Annotated in this window: 12 protein-coding genes; 6 read left to right on the forward strand and 6 right to left on the reverse strand. The window is 40.2% G+C overall.

The features are described from left to right. The first annotated feature begins 58 nt into the window (after nucleotides 1–58). Complete coding sequence (locus NST66_RS18735) at nucleotides 59–514, forward strand: Lrp/AsnC family transcriptional regulator (protein WP_028415016.1); 456 nt, start codon at nucleotides 59–61, stop codon at nucleotides 512–514. 288 nt (nucleotides 515–802) lie between these two features. On the opposite strand, the gene NST66_RS18740 is transcribed toward NST66_RS18735, so the two are convergent. Both NST66_RS18740 and NST66_RS18745 read right to left on the reverse strand, forming a co-directional pair. Further along, nucleotides 803–1705, reverse strand: a complete 903-nt coding sequence (locus NST66_RS18740; RefSeq protein WP_033579916.1) for a peptidyl-prolyl cis-trans isomerase — start codon at nucleotides 1703–1705, stop codon at nucleotides 803–805. Then, nucleotides 1702–2976 carry a S1C family serine protease gene (locus tag NST66_RS18745; RefSeq protein ID WP_034270556.1) on the reverse strand — a complete coding sequence of 425 codons (1275 nt, stop codon included), beginning with the start codon at nucleotides 2974–2976 and terminating at the stop codon, nucleotides 1702–1704. Before NST66_RS18745 ends, NST66_RS18740 begins: the two co-directional genes overlap by 4 nt. A 222-nt stretch (nucleotides 2977–3198) precedes the next feature. Between NST66_RS18745 and NST66_RS18750 the strand changes: the two genes are divergently transcribed. Beyond that, nucleotides 3199–3870 (forward strand): response regulator transcription factor, encoded by a 672-nt coding sequence (locus tag NST66_RS18750; protein ID WP_028415019.1) that lies wholly within the window; start codon nucleotides 3199–3201, stop codon nucleotides 3868–3870. Beyond that, nucleotides 3867–5216 carry a sensor histidine kinase gene (locus NST66_RS18755; protein ID WP_251439394.1) on the forward strand — a complete coding sequence of 450 codons (1350 nt, stop codon included), beginning with the start codon at nucleotides 3867–3869 and terminating at the stop codon, nucleotides 5214–5216. Before NST66_RS18750 ends, NST66_RS18755 begins: the two co-directional genes overlap by 4 nt. 35 nt (nucleotides 5217–5251) lie before the next feature. Here NST66_RS18755 and NST66_RS18760 read toward each other — a convergent pair whose 3' ends face one another. Then, the gene (locus NST66_RS18760; protein WP_251439393.1) at nucleotides 5252–6244 is read right to left on the reverse strand and encodes a D-cysteine desulfhydrase; all 993 of its coding nucleotides are present in this window, start codon (nucleotides 6242–6244) and stop codon (nucleotides 5252–5254) included. A gap of 150 nt (nucleotides 6245–6394) precedes the next feature. Here NST66_RS18760 and NST66_RS18765 point away from each other — a divergent pair, with 150 nt between their 5' ends. From NST66_RS18765 to NST66_RS18775, 3 genes are all read left to right on the forward strand, one after another. Continuing rightward, nucleotides 6395–6913 (forward strand): acyl-CoA thioesterase, encoded by a 519-nt coding sequence (locus tag NST66_RS18765; RefSeq protein WP_028415022.1) that lies wholly within the window; start codon nucleotides 6395–6397, stop codon nucleotides 6911–6913. Nucleotides 6914–6987: 74 nt separating this feature from the next. Further along, nucleotides 6988–7668, forward strand: a complete 681-nt coding sequence (locus NST66_RS18770; RefSeq protein ID WP_028415023.1) for a GntR family transcriptional regulator — start codon at nucleotides 6988–6990, stop codon at nucleotides 7666–7668. Further along, entirely contained in the window at nucleotides 7665–8606 is a 942-nt protein-coding gene (locus NST66_RS18775; protein ID WP_033579913.1) for a DMT family transporter, read from the forward strand. The genes NST66_RS18770 and NST66_RS18775 overlap by 4 nt, the downstream gene beginning before the upstream one ends. A gap of 41 nt (nucleotides 8607–8647) precedes the next feature. Here the strand turns inward: NST66_RS18775 and NST66_RS18780 are convergent, their stop codons facing one another. The 3 genes from NST66_RS18780 to NST66_RS18790 form a co-directional block, all read right to left on the reverse strand. After that, entirely contained in the window at nucleotides 8648–9226 is a 579-nt protein-coding gene (locus NST66_RS18780; RefSeq protein WP_013084584.1) for a suppressor of fused domain protein, read from the reverse strand. Nucleotides 9227–9450: 224 nt separating this feature from the next. Then, nucleotides 9451–10551, reverse strand: coding sequence for a M24 family metallopeptidase (locus NST66_RS18785; protein WP_155007711.1), 1101 nt, complete (start codon nucleotides 10549–10551; stop codon nucleotides 9451–9453). A 75-nt stretch (nucleotides 10552–10626) separates the two neighbouring features. Continuing rightward, the gene (locus NST66_RS18790; RefSeq protein ID WP_033579911.1) at nucleotides 10627–11301 is read right to left on the reverse strand and encodes a hypothetical protein; all 675 of its coding nucleotides are present in this window, start codon (nucleotides 11299–11301) and stop codon (nucleotides 10627–10629) included. Nucleotides 11302–11792: the final 491 nt, after the last annotated feature.

Here is an 11792-nt window from a genome sequence, read left to right on the forward strand (position 1 = left end):
AACATATTATCTGCTGTTACTAATCAAATGAAACATTAATATGAAAGAAGGTTTTCAATTGAAAATTGATGAAATTGATTTATCGATTTTGCAGGCACTGCAGCAAAACAGCCGTCTTTCCTTAAGAGAGCTAGGAAAACAAATTAACCTGTCTCCTCCTTCAGTGGCAGAGCGAGTAAGACAGCTAGAGAGCTTTGGTATTATAAAAGGATATACAATCGATATTGATTATGAAAAGCTGCAGTTGCCCGTCTCGTGTTTTATTGAAGTAACCATGAAAAACGGAGAGCACGAGCGTTTTAAAAGATTTATTTCTCAGTATCCCTATGCTTTATTCTGTGAACGCATCGCCGGACAGGCTTGCTTCATTACAAAGCTTCAGCTTCCTCACCTGCACGTACTCGAGCAATTTATTAACGAAATTACACCTTATGCCAAAACGATTTCACACATCGCCCTTTCTCACGTGGAGATGTCTTCTGCATTATTGAGTCATTTAAAAGATGAAAAGTGATTAAAACATACGTTCACCGTACTAACGAAAAGATCCGAACGATTCATCGTTCGGATCTTCTTTCCACTAAACTACTTCTGTCCTAGCCTCTTTTGTTCGTCCAAAAGCATAAAAAATAACCCTCCAAAGCTGGAGGGTATAAATTTTCCGAATAATGAAAGTTTTACAACTTCATTCTATCAGGTACCGACATTTCTGTCTACTTAAAAATGTAAAAGAGCTCTCTATTAATAGAAAGCTCTTTTACCTGCTTGTTTTTTGAAAACAATCAATCTATATAAAAGGGAACTACCTAAGGTTGAAAGTCACGTGAAACCTTGGCAGTTGATCCTGGATATACCGGTTGATATGATTCAAAACAAGTTCTTTCATCATTTCTTCTTTGACTTCTGATTCCGTTTTTTTATCTTTTTGTTTTAAAATAAGAATATAATAGACTTTACCCATTTTAATGGGCTTACTACACTCTCCGATGTGCTGTTTTTTTAAAACATCTATAAAAGAGGGAGATAGATTCGAAAGCTTTAGATTATCATCATTCTCTATTTTGCTGATGGTCTGGACATCAGCATATTTTTTTTGAACGTCTTGAAGCGATGTTCCTTTTTGCAGCTCAGCCGCAACGGTCTCGGCATCATGTAAAGTTGTAAAAGTTAGCTGCGAAAAAGATACGCGCGTTACATCATTCTCAATACGTGTATAGTAAGCGTCTAGTTCATCAGACGTAATTTGTTTACGGAAATATTCTTCTAATTTAAACTGATTTATTAGCTGTTTAGTTACATCGCTAGAACGAATGTGCAAGACTTCATAGCCTTGTTTTCTTGTATCTTCGTCATATGAACGTTTGATTTGTTTCCACATATCCTCGACTTTTTTCTGTACCCTGTCACTTGTCTTTAGATGCGAAATTAAGATTTTTTGCATGACAAGCTGCCGCAACAACTCTTTGCGGTAGCTTGTATCATTTAGCGGAGCATCGGGATTTAAGAACCCTTCAACTGCTAAAAAACGATTGAATTCAGCTCCTGTCACCTTTCCTCCTTCATACGCTGCCACTTCTTTAGCAGAAGATAGCTGACTAATTTCTACAGAAGGAAACATCGTGTTTGAATGCTTCCCTCCGCAGCCTGTTAAAAATCCGAACGCTGTTAATACTGCTAGCAGCAGCTTTAACGGTGCTGAACTCATCCATTGTTATCCTGCTGCTCTGAAAGCTTCAGAGAAATAGTTTGTTTTTTTCCATTTCGGTACACGTCTAATTTTACCGTATCTCCTACTTTGCGTTTTGTGTATAGATATTGACGTAAATCACTGGATGTTTTGACTTCATTTCCATCGATGGCAACAATCACGTCTTTTGATTGTAAACCAGCATCAGAAGCAGAAGAGAATGGTTCAACCGTCGTTACGACAACTCCTTCAGACGTATCGCTTGTTAGGCCTAGCTGATCTTGTTTTGTTGCAGCTGAAAGCTGACCTACATCTTGAAGACCTACCCCCATATATGGACGCGTTATTTTTCCGTTTTTCATCAGCTGTTCAATTGTTGGCTGCACTTCATCACTTGGAAGAGCAAAGCCGATTCCTTCTACATTGTCTTCTGAAATTTTCATACTGTTGATACCAACTACTTCACCGGAAGAATTGATCAAGGCACCGCCGCTGTTTCCTGGATTAATCGCCGCATCCGTTTGAATTGCATCTACGTTCCAATTCTCTGAAATAGGGACAGAGCGTTTTGCTGCGCTCACGATACCTTGTGTGACCGTACGAGAAAATTGTTCACCAAGAGGGTTTCCGATTGCAAGAACCGTTTCACCCGCCACTAAATCTGATGATTTTCCGAACTTCGCCACTTGTTCAACATTTTTGTCGGACATTTCAAGCACCGCTAAATCCGTTAGCGCGTCAGCTCCGACAATTTTAGCTTTTTCTTTTTGTCCGTTTGAAAGTGACACTTCTACTTCGCTTGCGCCGTCAATAACGTGGTTATTAGTCACAACGTAGGCTTTTCCATTTTCTTTTTTGAAAATAACACCGGAACCCGTTCCTGCTTCTTGCGTTTGGGTATCTCCAGAAAATGGATTTGTTTGCTGTTGAATATTGTTCACGCCTACAACAGCAGCTGATACTTTATTTACAACTGAAACAAGATCTGACTGATTCACGGTTGTGCTTACTGTTCGAGGCGTTGTGCTCGTTGTTGTTGCCGTTTGAGTCTGCGTTGTTTGATTCGCTGTTTGCGTATCCGCTGAATCCATTAACCCTAGCTGCGGAGCGCCGTATAGCACAATTCCTCCCCCTAGCACTGCTCCCGCGATGGAAGATGCGATCACTGGAAATAAGCGTCTTTTTGGAGGCTGTGATGATGACGCAGGCTGATACTGATCATAGCGCCGCTGGCGGTTTTCATATTCTTCTTTTCGTTCTTCCTCTCTTTCATAATCACGTGGATCCATGAAAATCACTCCTTTTAACGTAGCAAATTTTATGTTATCTATACTATAAAATAAAAGTTTGGGATAAGTATCAAAACAATATGTGAAATTGTGAAAAATTTCTTTATAACAGCAAACACGTAGTATAATAGCGGGTACATAAACCTTTAAAAAAACGCGCATAGATGGCGCAATATGCTTTATTTACCTTAATTTTCATATATTCAGAGGAAGGTGTCAAATTTGAGCTTTACACTATATTTAGTAGAGGATGAACAAAATTTAAACGAAGTTTTAACCCTTTACCTTCAAAAAGAAGGCTGGGACGTTCGCTCATTTTTTAACGGCACGGACGCAAAAGAAATGATTGCAACTCCTCCGCACCTGTGGATTTTAGATATTATGCTGCCTGATATTGACGGGTATCAGCTCATTCGCGAAATCAAGCAGCAAACGCCACATGTGCCTGTTATTTTCATTTCAGCACGCGATGCCGATATTGACCGGGTTCTTGGACTTGAAATGGGCAGCGACGACTATTTATCAAAGCCTTTTTTGCCTCGTGAACTAGTTATTCGAGCAAACAAACTGCTAAACCTCGTATATGGTTCCAATCAAAAGAAAACCGATACCATTACGCTGACCCCTTATGAAATCGATTTACATACGCGTACAGTCAGTGAAAATGGAAAGCCGATTGATTTGACGTCTAAAGAATTTGATTTTCTTGTCACTATCTCAAAAGACCTTGGACAGGCTTTTTCAAGGGAGCAGCTGTTGAATCTCATTTGGGGAGAAGATTATTTCGGCACAGACCGAGTGGTGGATGATTTAGTGAGGCGCGTGCGTAAAAAAATGCCGCAAGCACGAATTGAAACGATTTACGGATACGGATACCGGATGATGAAAGCATGAAAAACAAGTCGCTTGCATTTCAAATTTGGCTCGTCATCTCGGGTATTTTACTGCTCATTTCAATTTTGCTCGCTATTTTATTCCCAACGACGCTTAGGCAGTTCTTCACGAATGAAATTTATACCACTATTGAAAATGAACAGCATATTTTAAAAGAATACGGCCTGCCAAGCCGCTCAGGTGAATACTACTTTAGCAATGAAGACAGTGAACCAACGCTTGGCAATCGAACCGTGGATCATATTTTATTGCCTGAACATGCGGATATCTCTTATTTTTCATCACGGGTGTTGCCTCAAGACTTTTTGAGAAAAGCACAGGAAGATGCAATCAGTCAGCGGAAAATCGTCGCTCGCTATGAAAAAGATCTCGGCAACCGGACGCTTTTTTATGTGATTCGAAAAGTAAGCGTAAACGGACAGCCTGCTTTTTTACTTTCATTTTCGTGGGATACGTATCGCAACGCGCTCACTTCTACTCTTTTTAAACAGCTGCTTCTTGTCATTTCAATTGTATTTCTATTCAGCTGGCTTCCATCTATTTGGCTATCAAGATACTTAAGCAAGCCGCTTGTATCGCTTGAAAAAGATGTAAAAAAAATCGCCGAACAAAATTGGCATGAACCTGTTACAGTCAACCGTTCCGATGAAATCGGCAAGCTAGGCGCGTCCATCGAGCAAATGCGCAAAAGGCTCGTATCTAAAGATGAAGCACAGCAAACGCTGCTTCAAAATATTTCACATGATTTAAAAACACCGGTAATGGTTATTCAAAGCTACGCTCAGTCGATTCAAGACGGCATTTATCCAAAAGGTGATTTATCCCAAACGGTAAAAGTCATTGAAGATGAATCCAAAAATCTTGAGAAAAAAATCCGCGATTTGCTTTACTTGACCAAGCTTGACTATATGTCCACTCACCAGCTTGCACAAGACGACTTTGATTTTACTGCACTTCTTCATGAAGTAGTGGATCGCTTGCGGTGGAGGCGCCCTGAAATACAGTGGGAATTTGACGACGTAAATGCAACGATTAAAGGAGACAAAGAGCTGTGGACAAAAGTCCTTGAAAATATACTCGACAATCAGCTGCGCTATGCTGATACGAAGGTTTCACTTTCACTTGCTAAACACCAAACGAACGTTCAATGTACCATCAGCAACGATGGTCCGCCGATTGATCAAAGCGTGCTTCAACACTTGTTTGAACCGTTTAAAAAAGGAGCAAACGGTGAATTCGGTATTGGCCTAAGTATCGTAAAGCGTATTGTTACGATGCACGATGCAGCCATTACGGCTGAAAACACAGACGCCGGAGTGACGTTTTCACTTACTATTCCTATATAAACTAAAAAGGCAAGGGAGTCGACTCCCTTGCTTTTTTATGAAAAAACCGATGTATATGCATAAAGAGCTGGTGAACCCCCGGAGTGAATGAACACCACATTCTCATCTTTTTTAAAATAACCTTTTCGAATTAAATCAATCAGGCCGGCCATCGCTTTTCCCGTATACACAGGATCCAATAAAATTCCTTCCGTACCGGCCACAAGTTTGACTGCTTCCACCATCTCTTCTGTTGGAACAGCATAGCCTGGACCGACATATTCATCCATACAAACAATATCTTCTTTTTTAAAAGGCGTTTTGCTATGTAAATGATCATAAAGTTCACTCGTCAGCTTGGCAACTTTCATTTCTTGCTCTTCTTTAGCACGACTCACATTCATTCCAATAACAGACACCCCGCTTTGAAGGCTTTGAAAGCCTGCCACTAGCCCTGCGTGCATGCCTCCGCTTCCGCTTGTGCAAACTACGTGGCTAAGCTTTATTTGTTGCTCATAGCTTTGCATAAGCAGCTCCTGTGCGCAGGCAGCGTAGCCTGTTGCACCGATAACATTTGAACCTCCTACGGGGATTAGGTACGGCTTATGACCTTTTTCACTTAGCTCGCGCGCTACTTTTTCCATTTCCGCTGTCAAATCCGAACCTTCAGCGACAAACCGCATGTCATGAGCGCCTAATAAATGATAAAGAAAATAGTTTCCCGTCGGCTGATCACTTGCTTTATTTTCCCCTTCTTCTAATACGAGCACGCATTTCATTTGCTCTTTTACGGCAGCAGCAAGCGTCAAACGACAGTGATTGGATTGTATCGCACCGCACGTTACAAGCACGTCTGCCCCTTGTGCTTTTGCATCAGCTACTAGATATTCAAGCTTACGCGTCTTATTTCCGCCCCCTGTCAGTCCAAGCATATCATCGCGCTTCATATAAATTGAAGGTCCGTTTAACTGCTGAGATAAAACCGATAGCTTTTCTAAAGGTGTAGGGGAATCCGTATATTTTCTTCTAGAAAATTGCGTTAAGTTCATGCTCTCATCCTCTCTTTCATATTTGTTCTATTTTACCATATAGAAGCTTTTGAAGAGCTTTTTACGAAAGGGCTTTCTATAACTTGTATACATAAGAACAAGTAGTCAACATACATTAAACCATATAAACAGTTTGAAGGAGTGTTTTCAATGAGTGAAAAAGCAGTACTTTGCAGCGTCTCACGAGTAGTCAAATCACAGCACATTTTTCCAAATGACCTAAACAATCACCACACCCTTTTTGGCGGCAAAATTGTCGCTGACATGGACATGACGGCTTCTCTTTCAGCAGCTAAACATTCCAGAAAGTCGTGTGTTACAGCTTCCATTGATCATGTTGACTTTATCGAGCCCGTCACAGAAGAAGATTTTATTTCATATGAGGCATTCGTTGTTGTCACAGGAAAAAGTTCCATGATTATTTTTGTTAAAGTCATTGCCGAAAATTTGTTAACGGGCATTAAACGTATTGCTGCTACTTCTTTTCTTACCTTCGTCGCATTAGAAAATGGGAAGCCTGCTCCCGTTCCTCAAGTTATTGCTCAAACTGAAGAAGAAAAAAGCCTTCAAAAAGTAGCTCTTGAACGAAAAGAGTCCAAAAAAACGCAGGTTGAGCACAGCAAAGCAATTGCGCGCATCTTATCTAAATCTTTGCGCAGCAGTAATTAAGCTCTTCATCTAAAAAGCAGCTGTCTGCTTTTTAGACGAAGTTTTTTAGATATCACATTGTTATTTAATGTGATATGCGATATATTGGTTTTATGAAAAATAACATTCAACCTCTCAAACGACTTTCCCTACGGGAGGAAGTCTATCAAACACTTAAACACAATATCGTTATGCTTGAATTTCAGCCGGAACAAAAGCTTCAGGATAAAGAACTGGCTGAGCAATTTGGAGTTAGCCGCACTCCTGTTCGAGAAGCATTAAAAAGGCTCGAAGATGAAGGCCTTGTACAAACGACACCTGGTTCTTCTACAAAAGTGGCTCCATTAAACCTTGAGGAGGCAAAACAATCCTTTATTGTCGTCGCAGCTCTTCATGCACTTGCTGCTAAGCTGGCTTGTACTTCATTGCAAGAAGAAGATATGGGCGAACTAATCAAACATAATCAATCTCTAGAACATGCAATCAAAACAAGAAATGTACTGAAAGCGATCGAAGCGGATGAAGCATTTCATTCCGTTTTTTTAAACCGGGCGAATAATTTAGAGCTAGAACGTGTTGTAAAACAAACAAGCGCCAAAATTCAACGTCTGGAAATCGCTCGCTTTTCTTCTCTTGCTAGCCTTGCTTCCGTTGATCAGCACAAAGAAATCATAAATGCTTGCCGTCAAAAAGATTCCGCACTGACATCACAGCTTGTCGAAACAAACTGGCTGACACTAGGTGAAGCGCTGACAAGTGAGGAGGAAGCAAAGTGAAGCCTCTTTTATTAGGCGTTGCTGCATCATTCTTTTTTGCTTTTACATTCGTTTTAAATCGAGCGATGGATTTATCTGGAGGCAGCTGGGCGTGGAGCGCATCTCTGCGCTATTTTTTTATGGTACCTCTTTTGCTTATGCTTGTTTATTTTTGGGGTGGCATCAAACCTGTGGTGGCAGAAATAAAAGCCCAGCCGCAAAAATGGCTGCTATGGAGCACGGTCGGATTTGGCTTATTTTACGCTCCTCTTTGTTTTGCTTCCGCCTACGGTCCCGGCTGGCTTATTGCAGGAACTTGGCAAATCACGATTTTATCGGGGTCTCTCCTAGCTCCTTTGTTTTACAAGGAAGGAAAAAAGCGAGGAGCCATTCCTTTCAAGCAGCTAGGTTTTTCGTTTATTATTTTAATAGGAGTTGTGCTCATGCAGCTTGAGCATGCGACTGAACTGTCGGCGGCTACTGCCTTGCTTTGTACGATTCCCATTTTAATTGCGTCTTTTGCGTATCCGCTTGGCAACCGTAAGATGATGGAGCTGTCCTCGCTTAATACGTTTCAGCGTGTGCTTGGAATGACGCTTTCAAGCCTGCCGTTTTGGATTATTCTTTCTGTCTATGCCTACTTGACCGATGGACTACCAAAACCAACTCAGATGTATCAAAGCAGTTTAGTTGCTTTACTTTCAGGAGTGTGTGCAACGGTTTTATTTTTTGCGGCAACTGACCTTGTGAAAAAAGATTCTCACAAGTTAGGTGCAGTTGAAGCTACACAATCGATGGAAGTTTTATTTGCCCTGCTAGGAGAGGTCTTCCTTCTATCAAGTCCTTTGCCATCGATTCTTTCTTGGGTTGGAATGGGAGTTATCGTATCAGGCATGGTGCTTCACAGCTACCAAACGAGTCATAAAAAAGCTATACCTCAAAAAGAATTGACCTACTAATCAATAACAAAAAAGAGCGTCTCAGTCGGCGCTCTTTTTGTTTATACAACAGATCTTCTTTCTAAATTGAAGACATTAACCTGCTCAGCATCAAAGCGGCTTAGCAACGAATCTACTCCGTACTCAAGTGCAAAAGCACGTTCATTTTCTGAAATCGGAACGGCCTGCAGGAACGTTACTTTTTTATCAGATAGTTCAATCGTTGAAAAATTATCCCATAAAAACGGCGGAATCAGCAAAATGTGCTGCATATGAAAGCTGTCATCAAGGACTGCAATAACGTCTTTATAAATGGCTCCTGGGAAAATGGAGACATGAGATTTCATCATATGGAAAATACAGTTTGCTAAAATAGCAGAATAAATACCGAACTCCTCATGACAAGCCCCAACGATTTCAATTCGAAGCGGGATTCCTCCAACTGTATAACCTGTCGGACATTGATGTCCACCGAGCGTTGCATACGCGGTTACGTCTTGACGCGGATGATTTTCACATGCCACAACGTGAATACCATGCTTTTTTCGTTCATCTGAATAATCTTCAATTCGGTCCTTTTGACCAAATACATCTATTGCTTTATGTATAATTAATTCTTCATCTTTTGTAAAATTACTCATAAAAAACCTCCTTGCTTGCGACCTTAAAAAGTCCCCTACTGTACAGCATATACTACCGCACTCGCTTACGATATAGTTTTTAGAAAATGTGATAGAAATGTTATCGTTTCGTAACATACTATGAAATTGTCTCAAGAAGCAAACAAGAAACCTTAACCAATTTTTTCTTTTCCCATAAAAAAATAGAGCCTGCACCATGGCAGCCTCTATTTTTTATGACATTATTATGAAATAATTTGTAATTCTTTTGGGTACTTCGTTAACGTTTCGTATCCATCTTTTGTGATGATTACATCATCTTCAATACGCACGCCTCCGAGTCCTGGAATATAGATACCCGGTTCAATCGTATACACCATGCCTTCTTGAAGCACATCATCATTGTTGCGGCTCATTGAAGGAAACTCATGCACGCTGATACCAAGGCCATGACCAAGACGATGCAAGAAATACTCTCCATACCCTGCTTCTGTAATAATATTGCGTGCTACCATGTCCAAGTCGCCAATGCGAGTGCCAGGCTTGGAAGCTTCAAGAGCTGCCTGCTCGGCGCGCTGTACCGTTTCATAGATTTCTTTTTGCTTATCATTAATCGACTTGTACGCGACTGTACGCGTAATATCTGAACAGTATCCATCTAGCACTACACCTAAATCGAAGAGAACCATATCTCCTGGCTTTAACGTGCGAAGACCTGGGTTCCCGTGCGCTTCTCCCGTTTTTTCACCAAATAACACCATCGTTGAAAACGACATCTCACGAATTCCTTTTCGCTTTAGCTCGTATTCAATTTTAGCCAGAACATCCATTTCCGTAACGCCTTCTTTTAAGGCAGCTACGCCTACTTCCACGCCAAAATCAGCTAATGCAGCTGCCTTTTGCAGAATCTCAACTTCACGCTCATCTTTAATTAAACGCAGCTGATTTAATTTCTCTTCTGCTCGGACTAGCTCAGCATTTGGATATAAATTAAGCAGTTCTTCAGCTCTCGCATACAGCAGCTGCTCTTTCTCTACAGCAACTTTTTTCACATCCATTACGTTTCGTTTATGTAAAGCTTCTTTAATAAGTTCCCAAGGATTTTGATGGTCTTCATATCCGATCACGTCAAATTTCCAGCCGGCTTCTTTTGCTTGACCCACTTCCATTGATGGACAAACAAGCATCGGCTCCGCTTCATTAAATAAAAATAAACCAAGCAGACGCTCATGCGGATCCGTGTGAAATCCAGTTAAATAAAATACGTTTTCAGTTGACGAAATAAAGGCCGTTTCTACATTCTTTTCCTTCAGCCATGATACGACTTTTTGCAAACGTGCTTCCATTAAAAAAACCCCTTTCATTGTGCAATATTACTATTATAACATAGTTATTTAGCAATATTGTACAATGAATAGAGGTTAAGACAAAGCCGCGTGAAGAGTAGTAAGCTGCTCTTTAATCGCTTTTCGCTGAATACTTACTTTCATCAGCCAGCCATTTTCTCCGTATCTATAAATAAATTCGTACGTACCTTTAGGAAAATATTCTTTTACCAGCATGTCTCGGTTTTCAACAAATCCCGGATCGCCAATAAAATAGTTACCTTCTTCAAGCGGGAGCTCATGAACTTTTTTTTCTAGCTGCTTCTCTTCGTCTTCGTCATCATCTATCACAATGTGAAGACCACCTTCATCACGCACAACGTCAAATTCACCGTTTTGTTCAAGCTCAAGCACCGGTACCACTTGTCCATTTACCGTTAGCAGCTGCTTGGTTCCTTCAAGGACCTGGGACCAATGATCATCGTATAAGGTAGAAGAATAAAAAATATAGCCCTGAGATTTATATAATAAAAGCAGCTGTTCAAAATGATTTTTCACTTGTTCTTTATCAAATAGAATAACAAAATGCTTTCGATAGAAAAAACTTGTAAAAGGCAGAATAGACGATTGATTAAGCTCTCTAATTATTTCAGCACTATCCTTACCTGAAATAATAGCTCCGGTCAATTCCCCCGCGCCATAAGGTTTCCAATGACTTAACGCCGCTTCTGGAATCAGCACAAGGTTCGAAGATGACACATATATACTCATTCGCTTCACTCCTTTTTTCTACACTTAGACCTATATTTAACTCTCAACAAACAGAGACTTTTCTCTTATATCCTTCTTAAAAGACAGAACTTTTTCCCTAACTATGATAGATTATAACAAATATCCTCGAAAAAAATAACCTTTATTTCCTCTTTCTTCTATTTGTACACTTCTCTTATTTTAGCTGTCTTCGCAGATTTACTAGTGAACGTACTTGCTAATCTAATTCCTTAGTGTTAATTTTATTATGTCGTTTTATAATTTTTTGCATAATTGGTTTTAGACAAAAAAGTATTAATATTTTTGAATGCGATGGTGAGACATTTGGAAGAACGTACAGAACGTAAACAACATAAAAGAAAAAAGCAAAGAAAAAAGAAACGCTTTAGAAAGCTACTTCTTTTCTTTCTCATTCTTGTAATCGCCGCTGGTGCATATGTGTATTATCAATACCAACAAGGATTAGCAGAAGCAGACGGAGCTTTTGGGAA

The organism is Priestia sp. FSL W8-0524 (assembly GCF_038005965.1).
Lineage (GTDB): Bacteria > Bacillota > Bacilli > Bacillales > Bacillaceae_H > Priestia > Priestia zanthoxyli.

Coding starts and splice junctions, on each gene's coding strand:
- NST66_RS18740 (WP_033579916.1), bottom strand. CDS start 1,705: ATGAGTTCAGCACCGTTAAAGCTGCTGCTAGCAGTATTAACAGCGTTC.
- NST66_RS18745 (WP_034270556.1), bottom strand. CDS start 2,976: ATGGATCCACGTGATTATGAAAGAGAGGAAGAACGAAAAGAAGAATAT.
- NST66_RS18755 (WP_251439394.1), top strand. CDS start 3,867: ATGAAAAACAAGTCGCTTGCATTTCAAATTTGGCTCGTCATCTCGGGT.
- NST66_RS18760 (WP_251439393.1), bottom strand. CDS start 6,244: ATGAACTTAACGCAATTTTCTAGAAGAAAATATACGGATTCCCCTACA.
- NST66_RS18765 (WP_028415022.1), top strand. CDS start 6,395: ATGAGTGAAAAAGCAGTACTTTGCAGCGTCTCACGAGTAGTCAAATCA.
- NST66_RS18770 (WP_028415023.1), top strand. CDS start 6,988: ATGCGATATATTGGTTTTATGAAAAATAACATTCAACCTCTCAAACGA.
- NST66_RS18780 (WP_013084584.1), bottom strand. CDS start 9,226: ATGAGTAATTTTACAAAAGATGAAGAATTAATTATACATAAAGCAATA.
- NST66_RS18785 (WP_155007711.1), bottom strand. CDS start 10,551: ATGGAAGCACGTTTGCAAAAAGTCGTATCATGGCTGAAGGAAAAGAAT.
- NST66_RS18790 (WP_033579911.1), bottom strand. CDS start 11,301: ATGAGTATATATGTGTCATCTTCGAACCTTGTGCTGATTCCAGAAGCG.